The organism is Luteibacter sp. NPDC031894 (assembly GCF_050273135.1).
Taxonomy (GTDB): domain Bacteria; phylum Pseudomonadota; class Gammaproteobacteria; order Xanthomonadales; family Rhodanobacteraceae; genus Luteibacter.
The window spans coordinates 777590-793150 of record NZ_JBNNMV010000002.1 but is presented as its reverse complement, the minus strand read 5'-3'; the positions used below and the strand labels follow the sequence as shown (position 1 = coordinate 793150).

Sequence of the window (15561 nt, the reverse complement as noted above, 5' to 3'; positions counted from 1 at the left end):
GACGGCAGGCAGGGACGCCGCCGGGTGCGTTGTTGTCAGTCATTCACACACCTGACCAGACGCCCAAGACTCCCTGAACGAACGGCCGTGCCTCGTGCACCCAATGACGCTCCCTCGATTGACCGCACTCGATTCGACGGTACACGCTGGTCCCAAGGCGCGCCCTAACGCGCGGCTGGAGGACCTTCCATGAAACGCATCACACTCGTGCTCACCATGCTTATGACGGTTTCATCGCTGAGTGGCTGCATCGTCGCGCCGCATCGCTGGCATGACGGCGATCGTGATCGCTACGATCACCGCGACAACGACAGGTGCGATAGCCGCTATCACGACTGCGGTCGCAACTGGCGCCACTGAGCCCATCCCCGGAGCCGATCATGTCCACGTCCGCACGCTTGCTGTTTGCGCTGGCTCTCGGTGCCTTCGTCACCAGTCCCGCCTGGGCGCGGAAGGACGACCCGGCCACCGAACTCGCCAAGCTGACCGAGGGCCGCGTCGCAGGTAAGCCGCAGCGCTGCATCAACCTGCCCTCGGTCACGGACACCCGGGTCATCGACAAGACCACCGTCGTGTATCGAATCGGCAACATCAACTACGTCAACCAGGTGAAATCCGGAGCTAGCGCTCTGGACGACGACGAGATCGCCGTGACCCACACGTCCGGCTCCCAATTGTGCGAGCTGGACACGGTGAAGATGGTGGATCGTTATGGCGGTGGCCTCCGCGGCTTCGCGATTCTTGGGCCGTTCGTACCGTACAAGGCGGCGCCGGCAAAGCCGTGATAGCGTCACGGAACCGCCCGCATGACAGGCACGGAATCCTGATCTCATTTTGACGCAGCGGCGGACATGGTCCGGGGGAGCAATTCAAAAGGACTCCCCATGAACGATGTCGTCAGCCATGTACTCAGCCCCGAGCCACTGGGATGGCTCGCCTCGCTGATCCTGCTCACGACGATCGGGCGTCAAATCTGGCGCCAAGCGCATGCGCCGTCGATAGAGGGTGTATCGAAGTGGCTGTTCCTGGGCCAGATGGCAGCGTCTCTGCTTTATCTGATTTACAGCGTCCTGCTCAGGAATCCCGTCTTCATCGTCAGCAACGCGGCGCTCCTGGCGGCCGGAATCACCGGCCAGGTGATCTACTGGCGCCGGCGGCGCCGGGAGACGCGCTCCACCGCCGCCTCAATCTAACCCAGGCCACACCGCTTGCTACGGGTGAGGCGCATGATGCCCTCCCCCAACTAGGACGCATGCGTGGGCACGGGGATCGCCGTGTTCGTTTCGAGTGGGCGGCCATGATGTGCGTCTGCCTGAGCGTGGCGTCATGCCTGAGGGCTCATCGCCGCTAGTGGATCCCGTGGCGTAAATGACCCGGAATCTGTCGTTTCCCGCCATACCTGGCGCGGCGCCGCCGCATCAGACTCCGCGTGGTCATCCTCCTGTTGCAGGTGCCCCCACGCATGAAACTCACCCCGGAACTGCACGTCCTCGCCGTCGTATGCGTCGTCACCATCATGATGTGGATTCCCTATATCACCGCGCGGATCTTCACCCGCGGCCTTACCCGGACGTTGGCTAACCCCGATCCCTCCTTCACCCCCGATCCAGCGTGGGCGGAGAGAGCGCGCAGGGCGCATGCTAATGTCGTAGAGAACCTCGTGGTTTTCGCACCGCTGGTCATCGTCGCGGCGCTGATCGGCGTGAGCACACCGACGACGTTCGCCGCCGTCCAGGTCTACCTCTGTGCTCGGATCGTCCATTACGTCGTTTACGCCCTCGGCATTCCCGTGCTTCGTACGCTCGCCTTCGCGACAGGCTTCGCGGCGACGCTTGCCATCGCGGGCGCCGTGCTCGGATCATGACGACGACCTAGCCGACGATCATCACGCCATGCGCATCCTGGTACTCGCTCTCGAGGGGCTCTTCGACACGGGGCTAGCCGTCACCCTCGACGCGGTGGCGACTGCGAACCATATTGCGTCCCGAGCGATGGGTGGCACACTGCGCTTCGATGTGTCGGTCGTCGGTGTGCGCAAGAAAGTACGATCCGGCCAAGGCTTCACCGTTCCGGTTGAGCGCATCGAGCCAGGGCTTAAGCCCGACTGGGTCGTGGTCCCCGCGCCGAATGCGACGACGCCTGAGCAATTGCTTTCCGCGCTCGCGCGAGCCGACGTGCTGGATGCACAGGCGCAGCTGTTACGGTGGCATGCGGCGGGCGTTCCGATCGCCGCGTCCTGCATCGGCACCTTCCTCCTCGCCGAGACCGGCCTGCTCGATCGTCGCGAGGCGACGACGACATGGTCGCTCGCGCCGTTGTTCCGGCAGCGTTATCCCCAGGTCTTACTCGACGAGTCGCGGATGCTCGTGCCGACGGACGTCGGTATCACCGCAGGCGCGGCGATGGGGCATCTCGACCTCGCACTGTGGTTGATCGGCAGGGCCAGCCCCGAGCTGGCCGCGATGGTGTCGCGTTACCTGCTGGCCGATGTTCGGTCCTTGCAGGCGCCGTACATCATTCCCAATCACCTGGCGATGGCGGATCCGCTCATTCACCGCTTCGAACGGTGGGCCCGGGACAACCTCAAGGGCGGCTTTTCATTGCAGGAGGCGGCCCGTGCCTTGGCGACGAGTTCCCGCACGTTGCAGCGAAAGTGCGAGGCGGTATTGGGCCAATCGCCGCTCGCCTTCTTCCAGGACCTGCGTGTGGAACGGGCGCGCTCGTTGATCCACGGCAGCAGCATGGCCGTCGATGCGATCGCGGCGGAAGTGGGTTATGAGGACGGGGCCACGCTGCGGACGTTGTTGCGAAAGCGACTGGGACGCGGCGTAAGAGAGCTTCGCGCTGAGTTCCGGTGATGTCGACGTAGGGAAGCCAGCGATGCGCAGGGTGCGCGGTGACGCCGCTACCTCGCCGTCGGAAGGAGCCACTCGTTCCGCAAGGTTTCCCGCAGCGTCTGCACGATGATCGAATGCAGTTGTTCGCCGGTCGCGCCGATGTCCTTCTCGGCCCGGTGCAGTGCGAGCCCGAGCGATGGCAGTTCCGGCAGGCCATAGTCGGACGGCTCGAGTTGTTTCACGGTGGCCGGGCGTCCGATCGGTGTGCGCAAGGCGATCCCGAGTCCCGCCGAAGTGGCTGCCCAGAGGCCGCCGAGGCTAGGACTGACGAAGGCGATGCGCCATGACAGTCCCTGTCGATCCAGGTGGTCGCAGGCGATGGTGCGCAACAGGCACGGCGCCTCCAGGGCGGCCAGGGGCAACGGCTCGTCATGACCGGCGCGCCAGGTCGGCGGCACGTTGGCCGAGCCGAGCCAGCACAGCGGCAAGGACGCGATGCGTTGTGCGCTCGTCTGCACAGCGGCGTCCATGTCCCACGCCAGAGCGAGGTCGAGCTGCCCCGAGGCGATCTTTTCCGTGAGCTCGGCATTGCGCGCGATGCGCCCCTCGATCCTCACCTTCGGGTGCGCGCGAGCGAAGCGGCCGAGTACCTGCGGCAAGATCGTCTCGCCGAAGTCCTCCTGCAGGCCGAGCCGTATCCAGCCTTCCAGCTCGACTCCGCGCACCGCGCTCACGGCCTCGTCGTTCAGTTCCAATAGCCGGCGGGCGTAAGACAGCAGGGCTTCCCCGCTGTCGGTGAGCGTCAATCCACGGCCCGACTTGCGGACCAGGTTCGTGCCGGACAGTTCTTCCAGCTTCTTCAGTTGGGCACTGACCGCGGAGGTCGAGCGGCCGAGGCGTTCGGCGGCACGCGCGAAGGAGCCCGCATCCACGCCGGTGACGAAGCTACGCAGCGCGTCGATGTTGAGGTTCGTGAGGCGCATGAAATGTCCTGATTTTCAGGAAGATCAGTCCTGAATTATTCGATTGCCGGGATGATGGTTGCGCGCGATAGTGCAGGTGTCAACTCGCCCACCGGGAGCCCGTCATGCCGTTCACTCGCGTATCGCTGCTGGCGGGAAAGCCGCCCGCCTATCTCGCCGCCATCTCGGACAGCCTCGACCGTGCGCTAGTGGAGTGTTTCAACGTACCGGAAGCAGACCGCTTCATGGTGTTCCACCAGCACCAGCCCGGCGAGATGATCTACGACCGTACCTATCGCGGCGGACCCCGCTCCGACGATTTCGTCGTCTTCCATGTCACCTCGGGCAAGCAACGCTCCGCCGCCACGAAGGAACGGTTCTTCCAGGGCCTGGTGGAGCGTCTTGCGAAGGCGCCGGGAATTCGACCCGAAGACGTCATGATCTTCATCGCGAACTCGGAGTTCGAAGACTGGTCGTTCGCGTCGGGCGTGTCGGCCGCGGCGCCTGTCCCGGCCGACCATTGAAGGCCATCGGAGCGACATCGTGATCGCCATGCAATACAGCTTCACCTTACCGGCGGGCTACGACATGTCGATCGTCGACCGACGTATCCGCGACAAGGGGCCCTCTTTCGACGGGTTTCCGCACCTACGCTTCAAGGCGTTCCTTTCCGCGCGCAAGGAGGACAGCGCGGTCGCAAGCGCGGAGAACCTGTACGCGCCTTTTTACCTGTGGAACGAGACGGAAGGCCTGAATGCCTTCCTGGCCGGGGCGGGGTTCGCTGCGCTCACGCACGATCTGGGTTGGCCGAGTGTGCGCACGTGGATGGTGTGGCATGCGGAACTCGCGGCAGATTTTTCGACCGCAAAGTACGCGAGCCGCGAGATCGAGCCGATTCTTCCCTATGCGGATCTAGGCGCCTTGCGCGCCCGCGCGGTCTCCCAGGCACGTGACGACGGGACGACCGGCGCCCTTGCCTCGGTCGTCGCCTTCGATCCGACAGCCTGGACCACCGTTCGCTTTCGTCTTTGGGACAGCGTGCCTTCCGTCGGTGCCGGTACCGGCCAGCTTTACGACGTGGGGCACGTGTCGACGTCCTGACGAGCGTGTCGGGTACGGGCGAGCCTCAAGCGATCGCGGTCGGATCCACTTGCCGGCACGCCTCGTCCATCGCCTTCGGATGGGTTCTGTCGCAAGGGCGATCGTCGACCACGGCGGCGGCCTGTGGCGCGATGCGCGTCACGATGTCCGCACCGGCATGCAGCGTCTTGCTGACCGGGCACGCCTCCGCGATGGCGACGAGGCGCTCCCGCTGTGCCTGCGTCAGGTCGCCATGGATGAAGACATTGCGCTCGAAGACATCGCGCGTGGTCGATTCATCGCGCCTGTGCGTCACCGACGCCTGCACCGTGACGAGGGGCCACGCCTTGCGCCGGGCGTACATCCGTATCGTCATGACGGTGCACGCGCCGAGGGCCGAACTGAGCAGGTCGTAGGGTGTCGGCCCGGATGCCATCCCGCCGAGGTCCAGCGGCTCGTCGATCAGGAACGACGGGCCCTGCCCGTGCGCCCTTACCTGATAAAGACCCTGCCCCGTTTCCTCGACGATGACCGGATTGGATGTCATGACATTGCTCCCATGCGATGCCGGCAGGGTAACTGCGATATCCGGGCGTGGATATACCGTTTGAATCGCCGCGTTCGGCGTTCGCGCCGACGCCACATTGGTGAAGCGGTGGCACTACGGGTTCAGTGAAGTGGTTTATCCCTGCACGCGGCAGTGCCGGGACTTCATCATGCCCTCTGAAGAATGTCATGGCGCCCGACCCAGGGCGCACAACGACTCGGGAGATCCACATGAAAAAGATCCTGATTTCCGGCCTCGCCCTGTCCCTTGCCGCTGCGGGCGCGTGCGCCATGGCCCAATCGGCAAGCTCGACGGGTAGCCGCAGCACCGACCCACAGGGCAAGTCCGGCACGCAGAGCCAGGACGCCAGCCGTACGGGGCAGCAAGGCAGCTCGTCCACGTCGGGCATGCAGAGCGGTAGTTCCAACAGCGGCATGCAGAGCGGAAGCTCCAGCACGGGCAGCCAGAGCGGTAGTTCCAGCACCGGCATGCAGAGCGGCTCTTCCAGCACCGGCACGCAAAGCGGTTCGTCGTCTTCCATGGGCACTCAAAGCGGGGGCACCTCTTCCGGTAACTCCACGGGTCGCCAGGGAAGCGGGATGGGCACGCACGACCGCACGCGCCGTGGCTCGTCCTCGAGCGGCACCACGGGGACGACTGGCACCAGCGGGTCGTCGACCGACTCGAGCAGCCAGCCGGGCGGTTCCACCGGCGGAACGTACCCGCCGTCGCAACAGCCCCCGTCGCCCCAGGGTGGGCAGCGCTGAGGACGTGACGGTAGATTGTTGCCCTTCGGGCAACACCATGGTCCGCGCCCCCTGGCTACCGGGGGCGCGGGTACGCGCCTAACCTCCACGCATTGGATGCGTCGATGAGGTGGGCTCGTGAGCCAACAACTTTCCAGCACTCTCCGACGGGTGCAGACCGCACGCGACGACGCCCTGGAGGCCGTCGCGGCGAAGGATCGCTTCGTCGTCGTCGCCGCGCACGAGCTGCGGCAGCCCCTTGCGGCGATGATGATCCAGGCCGATCTCCTGAGGCGACTGGCGGTGCAACGTCAGGATGCGCCCTTGGTGGAGCTGGCCGAGGATCTCCGTGCCACGCTGCACCGACAGGGGCGCCTGGTCGCCGACCTGCTCGACGTATCCCGCGCACGCGTCGGTAAGCTGCCTCTCGAACTGGAACAGGTGGAGCTCGGCGCCCTGGTGGCACGCGTGGCCACGTCGATGGCGGAAACCCTGCCCTCCGTGCAGTTGCGGCTCGACATCGACCCGCCGGAGACGCTGCGCTGCCGTGCGGATGGCGTTCGCGTCGAGCAAATCCTCAGCAACCTGATGGATAACGCGCTGAAATGCGTCGGCACCCAAGGTGTGATCGACGTGCGCGTTGTCGCGGAAGGAGACTTTGCCCGCATCAGCGTGCTGGATAACGGCCGCGGCATGGCTCCCGAGAAGGTCGCACGGCTTTTCCCCTCCCCTGACGAGGAACCGGTTCGTCGCATCGTTCCCGGTGAAAGCGACACGGGCCTGGGCATTGGTCTCGCCCTGGTCAGTGAACTGGTGAACGCCCATGGTGGCCGCGCGCGTGCCAGGTCGCAAGGCGTGGGCAAGGGCGCGGAGTTCACCGTGTGGCTGCCGCTGTCCGCCACCGACCGCTATGTACAAGCGCATGAAACGGCGACCTGCTTAGATAGGCCAGTCCGACAACCCCGAGGCAGATCACCATGCAGCACATCCTCTTGCAGACCACCATCGAAGGCGACCGCGACGATTGGCACATCGGGCGCTTCGGTCACCTGAAGGCGTTCCTCGAGGGTCTTCGCGACGAGAACGGCGACCCGGCGTTCCGTGTCACGGCTCGCGACCGTGATCCGGTCGGGCAGCCCGACCCGGTGCTGTCGACGCTGCACGAGTCCGATTACCAACAACTCTGGCTCTTCGCCGTCGATGTCGGGAACGGCCTCACCGCGGAAGACTGCGCGGGCATCAGCCGGTTTCGACGCCTCGGTGGCGGCCTGCTCGTCACGCGCGACCACATGGACCTCGGCAGTTCGATCTGCAGCCTCGCCGGCGTCGGCGCCGCGCACCACTTCCATTCGCACAATCCGGATCCCGACGCGACCCGGCACCGCATCGACGACGATGTGACGACCGATATCTCCTGGCCGAACTACCACTCCGGCGCGAACGGCGATTACCAGCGCGTCGAGGCGGTCGGCGACGTACACCCGGTGCTGCGCGACCCGGAATCAGCGGGCGGCACGATCGCATTCCTGCCTTCGCATCCGCACGAAGGTGCCGTCGGCGCGCCGCCCGAGGATCCGACGAGCCGCGTCATCCTGAAAGGATGCAGCCAGTGCACCGGCAGGGACTTCAACATCGCCGTGGCCTTCGAAGCTTCCGAGAACGGCGGGCGCGCCATCGCCGAGTCCACCTTCCACCACTTCGCCGACTACAACTGGGACGTCGCCGCCGGTTGTCCGTCGTTCGTATCCGAAGCGCCCGGCGATGGCCTGCTGCAGTTTCCGGAGGCGCTCCGCTCGACGAAGCGTTACGTACAGAACATCGCCTTCTGGCTGACCGGCCGGGCGTAACATGAGGGACGTGTCATGAACATCGTGGTCATCGGCGGCAGGGGTCTCGTCGGGCGCAACATCGTTGAGAGGCTGCGTGCGGAGGGGCACGACGTATCGGCTGCATCCCGTGCCACCGGCGTGGACGTCATCACAGGTCAGGGACTCGCCGAGTGCCTGGCTGGGGCGGAGGTGGTCGTCGATGTCACGAACTCGTCGACTTTCGATGGTGAAGAGGCCTTCGACTTCTTCCGGACCGCGATCGTCAACCTGCTGGAAGCCGAGCTGGCCGCGGGCGTCAGGCACCACGTCACGTTGTCGATCGTGGGCACCGACCGCTTGCAAGACAGTCATTACCTTCGCGGCAAGTCATTGCAGGACCGCATGATTCGCGCCTCGGGTATTCCCTTCACGATCGTCCATGCCACGCAGTTCTATGAGTTCCTCCTCGCGATCATCGCGGCCGCGTTGCGCGAGGAAAGCATGCATCTCTCACCGGCCTACATCCAGCCTGTGGCCTCGGACGATGTCGCCGCATTGATGGCCGAGCTCGCCATCGGTGAGCCGCTGAACGCCGCCATCGAGATCGCGGGGCCGGAGCGGGAGCGTATGTCGCAACTGATCCAGCGCTTCCTTATCGACATGGAGGCGCCGTGCACGGTGCAAGCCGATAAACACGCGCCCTACTTCGGCGCGCTACTCGACGAGCACAGCCTCGTGCCGACGGAAGGTGCGTTACAGGGTACGGTGGGTTTCCAGGCCTGGCTGGACCGATCGGCGTTCTCGCGCGTCGGCTGGTAGGAGCGCGCGCTCACATCTTGCTGTGCTCCACTTGCCGTTCGCGTTGCATCAGGGTCCACTCCGCATGCTCGGTCAGCGCGGCGTCACCCAGCGCATGCAGGATCGCGCGCTGCCTCGCCGGGTCGTCGGTTCGATCCAGCGCGGCACGCGCGCTGGCGAAGATGCGCTGCATGAAGCGGTACTGCCGGATCAGTTCCCGATCCGCCTTGCGATACGCATAGGCTTCGCGCACCGCGGCCACGATCGACAGGACCGCCATCGTCGTCACCAGGATCACCTTGCTTTCCGTGCCCAGGTTCGTCGCGAACGCCGCCAGGAACACGCTGATCGCCACGCCGCCCCAGAGGCTGATGTGTCCGATCGTCTCGGTGATGTGGTGCACGCCGGTGCGCTCGGCCGTCTTGCGTTCGTAGTAGTCGAGTTGCCCTGAGGTGCCCGACCGGCCCACCCATTCCTCGATCACTTCCCTGAGTGCGTCGTCGCCCGGTTCCTCCGGATGCGTGGAGGGATAGAGGCTGGCGGCGCGCATGACATGGCGGATCCAGCCCAGTTCGATGTTCTGCTTCTGCAGGAAATTATCGTGCGCGAACTCGTGGTCCGCGTCCGGCACGATGCCAGCACGACGCCAGCACGACTGGATGCGCAAGCCCTCCGCCAACGCGCGGTAATCGAGGTATTTTCGGTGCCACCCGCGATGTCGGGCGAGCAGGGCGACCGCGCCGCCGGTGGCGAAAAGGAGCAGGAAAAGATAGATGAGGGAGTCGTGCGCCGGTACGTGCGCATAGAAGGTAAAGGCGATGCCCATCAACGCGGCCACCGTGTACGTGATGCGCAGCGCCATCAACACGCGCTGGCGAAAGTGCACCGCCAGCCAGTCCGCCGCCTGGAACACCTGCTCGATGAGGGCGGTGGAGGCGCACGGCGTTCCATGCAGCAACGGCGGGGCGGCCGCGATACGCGCCGCGTGGCGTGCGCACTCGCGGTTGAACTCGGCCATGCGTGTGAACATCAGGTCGAACTCCTCCGGCATGCGCGCGTGCATCGCCGGGTCGTCACCGGTCCGCCATCCCGCGTCGAGCGGCTGCAGGCCGGACGCGGGGCCGCCGTCGCTGCGCGAGCAGACGATGTGGTAGAGCAGGCTTTCGGTACCGCCGCCGAGCACATGGCGCTTGTGTGGATGGCGCACGATCAGCCCGGGTAGCGTGCCGGTGAGGTGGTACGTCACGATCTGCGCCGTGCCGCCGAACCCACCGACGTCGTTGCCGTCCCAGAGCGCCAGCAGCACATGGCAATGGCTGGCGATGTACACGCCCGCCGTTGCGTACTGCCGGTCACGTTCGACGCCCGGCGTCGCGATGGCATGGCGCGGCTTGTCCATGAGGCGTGGCAGCAGTACCACCTCCGCCTGGGCACAGAGGGTTTCGAACGAGCGGCGCACCTCGGGGTCGTCGAAATCGTCCAGGTAAAGGTCCGGGGGCAAGGGCAACGGCGCCATCAGGTGCGCGCCGCTGGCCAACGCTTCGCGCGCGACCAGTTGGTCGCCTCCCTCCGCCAATGACGACAGCAGGACGATAGGCAGGCCGGGAAACCGGTCCGTCAGCGCGGCGAAGAAGTCGCGCACGCGCTGACGGATATCCTCCCATTGGTCGGGCGCGATATCGCGATGACTGGTGACGCCGACGACAAGGGGGATCATGGTGAAATCCATGCGTGGCGATGAACGGGTCAGCTCGGCTTGATCCCTGATCGCTTCGTCAGGTCCGCGGGGATGACCGGGGCGGTTTCCCTCCGGGGCTCGCTCGCATTGTCGTCATCGGGTGGCGCACGCCGTTCGGGCTTGTTGTCGCTGGGTGTGTTGGACATGGTGTTCTCCCGCAATGTGGAACGGTCCTTACCGACCTGCCGCCGCCGCTCCGTCGGCGGCCATCAACTGGCGCTGGAACAATGCATTGGGTGGATAGTCGATGCCCTGTTGCTGCAGGCGAGCCAGCAGGGCGGCGTCCCGGTAACCATCCGCCCAGAGGCGCGCGATCGCCGGCGTCGCCTCCGCCGTGCGGCCAAGCGATAACAACGCCTGCGTCCGCAGGGCGAGCAGACGCGGATCGGCGGCGTCGGGGCCTGCGGAGGCCATGGTGTCGAGGGCCTTCTCGCGCAATGCCCGCGCGCTCCCGGAGTCGGGCTCGGCGTCGGCCTGCGCCAGGAGCGCCGCTGTCGCGACGAGCAGGATGGAGCGATCTTCCGCGGCTTGCGCGGACAACGGCGCAAGGAGGGCCGAGGCTGCACGCGCCTGCCGGCGCGACCCCGCCAAGTCGTCCGCGTCCCGTAGCTGCGCGGCGTGTTCGACCAGCGTCTCGGCGTACTCGCGTCGCCACGTCGCGTTCCCCGGATCCATCGCCGTGAGCCGCGCAAAAATCGTCTCCGCCTTCGTCGTCAGCCGGCCCGCGGCGAGGAGGTCTCCGTCGAGGCGACGCAACCGGGCGAGTTGGGTGCCGTAGAGCGCGATCTGTTCCTGCAGTTCCGCGTTGCTTGCATCCCGGGCCGCGAGCGCCGTTGCGATGTCCACGGCGCGTTGCAGGCGCTCCATGCCGGAGGCAGGGTCGCCGACGAGGGCCTGCGTCCGGCCGAGGATCGCGTGCGCCGTCAACAACCGGCTCTGTCGATTGGCGTCCTTCGGCTCCTCGGCGGCGAGGCGTACCTGGATGCGTTCGTCCTCGGCGTATTTCCGCATGGCGTCGGCGAGGTCGCCACGCAGCAGCGCCAACTTGCCGAGGTTGTTATAGGCGGAGCCGAGGGATTCGCTCCATTCCGCGTTGCCGGGCTGCGCTGTCGCGAGGCGCTGCATCGACGCGAGCATGCGTCGATACTGGATCTCCGCCTCGTCCAGACGACCGCGCGCTTCCATGACATAGCCGATGTTGTTGTCGACGAGCGCCAGCTGGAACACGACGGCCAGATCGGCGGGCGCGCTGCCCGCCGCGCGCTCCAGTACCGTCTTCGCCGCGGCGAAGCTGGCCTGCGCAGCCTCGAGTTTGCCCTGGCGCCAGTAGACCAGGCCCACGAACGTCTGTGCCTCGGCATGCGCCAGCTGATGCGTCGTGTCGCCATCGTCCGCTGCGAGTTTGGCGGCGATGGCGAGAGCTGCCGCGTAGGACGCCATCGCTGGGTCCAGCCGTCCCTGGTCCAGGCGCACGCTGCCGATCTTTTCCAGCGCGGTCACCCGTTGGGCCAGTGCGCGCTCGCCGATGTCCTCGCCGGAGCGCGCCTGGAAATAATCCATTGCCTTGTCGTCGACCGCTTCCATGATGTCGAGCCGGGATACTTCGGCGAGCTTGTCGTTGAGGTCGCCGAGCATGAAGGCCACGAGGTCTTCGGCTTCCTTTTGCCGTCGTTCCGCCGCGTCGCGTGCGACGATCGCGGCGACGGCAAGCACGCCGGTGACGGCCGCGATGCTTACCGCGATCCCGGCAAGCATCATGGCGCGATGCGTGCGGCGCTGGTAATCGCGGCGCTTCAACGTATCGAGATCCACGCCCAGCAGGCCGGCGACGAGCCGGCACGTTGCTTCGCCGCGCGTGTCTTTTCCTGGCCTGACGTCGGCGGCAATCGGTTCGATCGCTTCGTTGGCGGCTTCGCCGCCGGCACCGGGCCGCTCGCGCAAGGCGGGAGCGAAACATTCCTCGCTCGCCTGTTCCGGCACCCGGCTTGCGTTCGGTTCGCCCGCGACGATGAGGCAATAGATGCGCTCGCTGCGACCGAGCCGCTTGAAGGTCGCCACCTCCTCGTTCACCCAGCGCGACATTGCGGCGCTCGGAGAGCAGACCACGATCAGGCTCGCGGATTGCGCCAGCGCCTCGCTTACCTTCCCGCCCAGATCGGCGGCCGTGGCGAGTTCGTCGCTGTCGCGGAAGATGGGCGTGAGCCGGCGCGGTATGTGCCCGTAAGGCGTGGCTTGGCCAACGAGGCGCCGCGGCACGACATACCCTTCCAGCGCCCGATGCAGCCAGCGTGCCCAGGACGCGTCCCGGTGGCTGTAGCTGAGGAAGGCGCGGTATCGGTATGCCGGTACCGCGGAAGTTTGGGCCGTCACGCGGGGCACTCCCCATGCACGCGGGTTTGCACAACCCTTCCGGCGTCCACGCCAGAAACGTGGTCACCGGGCCGCATCCGGACCCTGACGGATGCGGCGTTACGCTAGCACCAATAGTGTGATGCGTGTCACGTTTTCACGCGTCATTAACGGTTGCCGCTCAGAACGCCGCGAACTCGCGCGGAGCGTCGCCGGGCCGCACGGCCTTCGCTGCCAGTGACAGCACCGGGCCGAGCACGAGCACATGCACGGCGATGTCCATCGCCACCATGCCCACGGTGTTCTTGAACGGGGGTGCGAGCGAGAGAGGGAGCACCACCAAGTGCATGAACAGGTAAACCAGCAATCCGTACACCATGCCCGGAATGATGGGGCCGGAGCCCAACAAGGGAATGCGACGAGACAGCAACGCGTAGAGTCCCGCGGCAACGACGAGGATGCCCATGTGCAAGGCGAGGCCGAGGATGGCGACCCCTGCTCCCCCGTGGAAGGCGGCGGGTCCGAGCACGCCGCTGGCGATAACCATGGGGACGACGGCCGGCGGCATCCCGTGCAGGACCACCGTCGCGACCGCGTAGACCAGGTCGAGAACGCCAGCCGTCATGCCGGCCGCGACGATGATCCAACCGTTGACGCGACACGCGTCGCTCGAAACCTTGTTGTTGTTCATTGTCCTTTGCTCCGTGATGGTGCCGCGCCTGGATAGCGGCGCGAAGTCACGCTAGGCGCGCCTCCGGGGTGGCACAACGGCTTTGCGACGAGCGGACCGCGATCGACGGACAAGCGGTTCCATAGTCACTTCCGGAACGGCGCCTACGGAGCGCAAGCTTTGCGTCATGAACCGACAGGCAGCGGAACCGCGCCATCAAACCTTCTGGCTGTTCCAGCTGGGCGGCTGGATCGTCTACTGCGCGGTCAGCGCGCTGGGCGCGCTGCCTTACCGGAACAGCCGGCCGATCGTGCTCTACTTCGTCGCCACGGCCGCCGCGGGCGGCATCGCGAGCCTGCCACTCCGCGCACTCTGCCGGTGGCTGATGGCACGCGTGTCGTCATGGGCGAAGATCATCGCGGTCACGTTCGCCGCGTGCTACGGGCTGGGGTTCGCGTGTTCGTTGACAGGTGCCTTCATAGAGGCCCGGCTGGGTCACCTGCCGCCGAGCGTGTCGAGTTGGCGGGCCATGCTCCTCGTGAGCTTTTCCAACGCGCTCAGCCCCACCATCGTCTTGGTCGCATGGAGCGGCATCTACTATGGCGTTCGCCATTGGCAGGAAACGCGCCGGCGAGAACAGCGCCTCCTCTTGACGGAGTCGCTGGCGCGGGAGGCGGAGCTGCGTGCCCTGCGCTACCAGATCACCCCGCATTTCCTCTTCAACACGCTCAACGGCATCTCGACCCTCGTCGGCGAGGGCGAGGTCCAGCCGGCGCGGCGCATGATCGCGCTGCTTGCCGACTTCCTCCGCGCCACGCTGGAGCCGGGCGACGATGGCGACGTGAGCATCGAGGAGGAGCTGCAGCAGGTGCGCCGATATCTCGCCATCGAACAAGTCCGGCTCGGCGACCGGATGACCGTCCGGATCGCGTGCGCGCCCGAGGCGCGGGATGTTCCCATTCCCCACCTCCTTCTGCAGCCGCTGGTCGAGAACGCCATCCGCCACGGCATCGCGCCGCGACTGGATGGCGGCGTGCTGACGCTATCCATCGCCATGGACGTCGGGGTCGTGCACATCGACGTGCACGACAGTGGCAGCGGCAGCGAGCGGCGGGACGCCGTCTTCCAGGATGGCGTGGGCCTGACGAACACGCGTGAACGGCTCGCGGCGCGTTATGGCGCGGCGCACCGTTTCAGCGCGGGACCGGACCCCGACCGTGGTTGGCGAGTGGCCATCGACATTCCTTTCGACGGTCGGGAGGCACAGGCAGCATGATCAAGGTCCTGGTGGTGGACGACGAACCCCTTGCGCGACGAGGCGTGCGTGTCTGCCTGCGTGCCGCGAAGGACATGACCGTGGTGGGCGAAGCGTGTTCGGGACCGGACGCGCTGGAAAAAATCGCCGCGCTGTCGCCCGACCTCGTCTTCCTCGACGTACAGATGCCGGGTATGGACGGCTTCGACATGCTGGCACAGTTGCGACCCGCCGCCACACCCCTGATCGTCTTCCTCACCGCGCACGACGACTACGCGCTACAGGCGTTCGCCGCGCATGCGCTGGACTATGTGATGAAGCCAATCGACGACGCGCGCTTCGCCGCCGCATTGGATAACGTGCGGCGTCGCTGGCACGACCGTCAGGCTGGCGAGCAAATGGCGCACATACGCCATCTGCTCGCCGACCGCCCCGGCACGGAGCAGGCAGTCGGGCATGTCGTGGTCAGGTCGGGACATCGCACGCGTCTGCTGGATCACGCGGAGATCGACTGGATCGAAGCCGCCGGCGACTACGCCACGCTGCATGCGGGAAAACGAAGCTTCATGATCCGCACGACCATGGATGCGCTCGAGCAACGACTCGACCCGAGCGCGTTCGTCCGCATCCACCGCTCCACCATCGTGGCCGTGGACCGGTTGAGCGGCTTCAGCCTCTTGCCGAGCCGCGATGCACTGGTCCAGCTCAAGGATGGGACCGAGCTGCGCGCCAGCCGACGCTATCGGCATCGACTGGCTTTCCGGTGATTGC

19 protein-coding genes are annotated in these 15561 nt (G+C 66.2%); 13 read left to right on the top strand and 6 right to left on the bottom strand.

Annotation, left to right across the window (positions count from 1 at the left end):
* The first annotated feature begins 189 nt into the window (after positions 1 to 189).
* The 5 genes from ACQKIE_RS09510 (at position 190) to ACQKIE_RS09490 (ending at position 2858) form a co-directional block, all read left to right on the top strand.
* Positions 190 to 360: a hypothetical protein gene (locus ACQKIE_RS09510; RefSeq protein WP_427458286.1), complete on the top strand. Its 171-nt coding sequence runs from the start codon at positions 190 to 192 to the stop codon at positions 358 to 360.
* Positions 361 to 380: 20 nt separating this feature from the next.
* A complete protein-coding gene (locus ACQKIE_RS09505; protein WP_427458284.1) occupies positions 381 to 785 on the top strand; it encodes a hypothetical protein in 405 nt (134 codons plus the stop codon).
* A gap of 99 nt (positions 786 to 884) precedes the next feature.
* Entirely contained in the window at positions 885 to 1193 is a 309-nt protein-coding gene (locus tag ACQKIE_RS09500; RefSeq protein ID WP_427458282.1) for a hypothetical protein, read from the top strand.
* 269 nt (positions 1194 to 1462) lie between these two features.
* A complete protein-coding gene (locus ACQKIE_RS09495; RefSeq protein ID WP_427458280.1) occupies positions 1463 to 1864 on the top strand; it encodes an MAPEG family protein in 402 nt (133 codons plus the stop codon).
* A gap of 28 nt (positions 1865 to 1892) precedes the next feature.
* Entirely contained in the window at positions 1893 to 2858 is a 966-nt protein-coding gene (locus ACQKIE_RS09490) for a GlxA family transcriptional regulator (protein ID WP_427458278.1), read from the top strand.
* 47 nt (positions 2859 to 2905) lie between these two features.
* On the opposite strand, the gene ACQKIE_RS09485 is transcribed toward ACQKIE_RS09490, so the two are convergent.
* Entirely contained in the window at positions 2906 to 3820 is a 915-nt protein-coding gene (locus ACQKIE_RS09485; protein WP_427458276.1) for a LysR substrate-binding domain-containing protein, read from the bottom strand.
* Between the two features lie 104 nt (positions 3821 to 3924).
* Here ACQKIE_RS09485 and ACQKIE_RS09480 point away from each other — a divergent pair, with 104 nt between their 5' ends.
* Both ACQKIE_RS09480 and ACQKIE_RS09475 read left to right on the top strand, forming a co-directional pair.
* Complete coding sequence (locus ACQKIE_RS09480; RefSeq protein WP_427458274.1) at positions 3925 to 4323, top strand: tautomerase family protein; 399 nt, start codon at positions 3925 to 3927, stop codon at positions 4321 to 4323.
* Between the two features lie 28 nt (positions 4324 to 4351).
* Positions 4352 to 4900, top strand: a complete 549-nt coding sequence (locus ACQKIE_RS09475) for a DUF4865 family protein (protein WP_427458436.1) — start codon at positions 4352 to 4354, stop codon at positions 4898 to 4900.
* Positions 4901 to 4925: 25 nt separating this feature from the next.
* Here the strand turns inward: ACQKIE_RS09475 and ACQKIE_RS09470 are convergent, their stop codons facing one another.
* A complete protein-coding gene (locus ACQKIE_RS09470; protein WP_427458272.1) occupies positions 4926 to 5426 on the bottom strand; it encodes an OsmC family protein in 501 nt (166 codons plus the stop codon).
* A 230-nt stretch (positions 5427 to 5656) separates the two neighbouring features.
* On the opposite strand from ACQKIE_RS09470, the gene ACQKIE_RS09465 reads away from it, so the two are divergent.
* From ACQKIE_RS09465 to ACQKIE_RS09450, 4 genes are all read left to right on the top strand, one after another.
* Positions 5657 to 6193, top strand: coding sequence for a hypothetical protein (locus ACQKIE_RS09465; RefSeq protein ID WP_427458270.1), 537 nt, complete (start codon positions 5657 to 5659; stop codon positions 6191 to 6193).
* Positions 6194 to 6310: 117 nt separating this feature from the next.
* Positions 6311 to 7225 (top strand): sensor histidine kinase, encoded by a 915-nt coding sequence (locus tag ACQKIE_RS09460; protein ID WP_427458268.1) that lies wholly within the window; start codon positions 6311 to 6313, stop codon positions 7223 to 7225.
* Positions 7150 to 8019: a hypothetical protein gene (locus tag ACQKIE_RS09455; RefSeq protein WP_427458266.1), complete on the top strand. Its 870-nt coding sequence runs from the start codon at positions 7150 to 7152 to the stop codon at positions 8017 to 8019. Before ACQKIE_RS09460 ends, ACQKIE_RS09455 begins: the two co-directional genes overlap by 76 nt.
* Positions 8020 to 8034: 15 nt before the next feature.
* Entirely contained in the window at positions 8035 to 8799 is a 765-nt protein-coding gene (locus tag ACQKIE_RS09450; RefSeq protein ID WP_427458264.1) for an SDR family oxidoreductase, read from the top strand.
* A gap of 10 nt (positions 8800 to 8809) precedes the next feature.
* On the opposite strand, the gene ACQKIE_RS09445 is transcribed toward ACQKIE_RS09450, so the two are convergent.
* The 4 genes from ACQKIE_RS09445 to ACQKIE_RS09430 form a co-directional block, all read right to left on the bottom strand.
* Complete coding sequence (locus ACQKIE_RS09445; RefSeq protein WP_427458262.1) at positions 8810 to 10495, bottom strand: hypothetical protein; 1686 nt, start codon at positions 10493 to 10495, stop codon at positions 8810 to 8812.
* A gap of 29 nt (positions 10496 to 10524) precedes the next feature.
* Positions 10525 to 10662 carry a hypothetical protein gene (locus ACQKIE_RS09440; protein ID WP_427458260.1) on the bottom strand — a complete coding sequence of 46 codons (138 nt, stop codon included), beginning with the start codon at positions 10660 to 10662 and terminating at the stop codon, positions 10525 to 10527.
* Between the two features lie 28 nt (positions 10663 to 10690).
* Complete coding sequence (locus ACQKIE_RS09435; RefSeq protein ID WP_427458258.1) at positions 10691 to 12886, bottom strand: TIR domain-containing protein; 2196 nt, start codon at positions 12884 to 12886, stop codon at positions 10691 to 10693.
* A 160-nt stretch (positions 12887 to 13046) separates the two neighbouring features.
* Positions 13047 to 13556 (bottom strand): hypothetical protein, encoded by a 510-nt coding sequence (locus ACQKIE_RS09430; protein WP_427458256.1) that lies wholly within the window; start codon positions 13554 to 13556, stop codon positions 13047 to 13049.
* 166 nt (positions 13557 to 13722) lie between these two features.
* Between ACQKIE_RS09430 and ACQKIE_RS09425 the strand changes: the two genes are divergently transcribed.
* Together ACQKIE_RS09425 and ACQKIE_RS09420 are read left to right on the top strand one after the other, a co-directional pair.
* Positions 13723 to 14811 (top strand): sensor histidine kinase, encoded by a 1089-nt coding sequence (locus ACQKIE_RS09425; protein ID WP_427458254.1) that lies wholly within the window; start codon positions 13723 to 13725, stop codon positions 14809 to 14811.
* Positions 14808 to 15557: a LytR/AlgR family response regulator transcription factor gene (locus tag ACQKIE_RS09420; protein ID WP_427458252.1), complete on the top strand. Its 750-nt coding sequence runs from the start codon at positions 14808 to 14810 to the stop codon at positions 15555 to 15557. Before ACQKIE_RS09425 ends, ACQKIE_RS09420 begins: the two co-directional genes overlap by 4 nt.
* Positions 15558 to 15561 lie beyond the last annotated feature (4 nt).

Coding starts and splice junctions, on each gene's coding strand:
- ACQKIE_RS09510 (WP_427458286.1), top strand. CDS start 190: ATGAAACGCATCACACTCGTGCTCACCATGCTTATGACGGTTTCATCG.
- ACQKIE_RS09505 (WP_427458284.1), top strand. CDS start 381: ATGTCCACGTCCGCACGCTTGCTGTTTGCGCTGGCTCTCGGTGCCTTC.
- ACQKIE_RS09500 (WP_427458282.1), top strand. CDS start 885: ATGAACGATGTCGTCAGCCATGTACTCAGCCCCGAGCCACTGGGATGG.
- ACQKIE_RS09495 (WP_427458280.1), top strand. CDS start 1,463: ATGAAACTCACCCCGGAACTGCACGTCCTCGCCGTCGTATGCGTCGTC.
- ACQKIE_RS09490 (WP_427458278.1), top strand. CDS start 1,893: ATGCGCATCCTGGTACTCGCTCTCGAGGGGCTCTTCGACACGGGGCTA.
- ACQKIE_RS09485 (WP_427458276.1), bottom strand. CDS start 3,820: ATGCGCCTCACGAACCTCAACATCGACGCGCTGCGTAGCTTCGTCACC.
- ACQKIE_RS09480 (WP_427458274.1), top strand. CDS start 3,925: ATGCCGTTCACTCGCGTATCGCTGCTGGCGGGAAAGCCGCCCGCCTAT.
- ACQKIE_RS09475 (WP_427458436.1), top strand. CDS start 4,352: ATGCAATACAGCTTCACCTTACCGGCGGGCTACGACATGTCGATCGTC.
- ACQKIE_RS09470 (WP_427458272.1), bottom strand. CDS start 5,426: ATGACATCCAATCCGGTCATCGTCGAGGAAACGGGGCAGGGTCTTTAT.
- ACQKIE_RS09465 (WP_427458270.1), top strand. CDS start 5,657: ATGAAAAAGATCCTGATTTCCGGCCTCGCCCTGTCCCTTGCCGCTGCG.
- ACQKIE_RS09455 (WP_427458266.1), top strand. CDS start 7,150: ATGCAGCACATCCTCTTGCAGACCACCATCGAAGGCGACCGCGACGAT.
- ACQKIE_RS09450 (WP_427458264.1), top strand. CDS start 8,035: ATGAACATCGTGGTCATCGGCGGCAGGGGTCTCGTCGGGCGCAACATC.
- ACQKIE_RS09445 (WP_427458262.1), bottom strand. CDS start 10,495: ATGATCCCCCTTGTCGTCGGCGTCACCAGTCATCGCGATATCGCGCCC.
- ACQKIE_RS09440 (WP_427458260.1), bottom strand. CDS start 10,662: ATGTCCAACACACCCAGCGACAACAAGCCCGAACGGCGTGCGCCACCC.
- ACQKIE_RS09430 (WP_427458256.1), bottom strand. CDS start 13,556: ATGAACAACAACAAGGTTTCGAGCGACGCGTGTCGCGTCAACGGTTGG.
- ACQKIE_RS09425 (WP_427458254.1), top strand. CDS start 13,723: ATGAACCGACAGGCAGCGGAACCGCGCCATCAAACCTTCTGGCTGTTC.
- ACQKIE_RS09420 (WP_427458252.1), top strand. CDS start 14,808: ATGATCAAGGTCCTGGTGGTGGACGACGAACCCCTTGCGCGACGAGGC.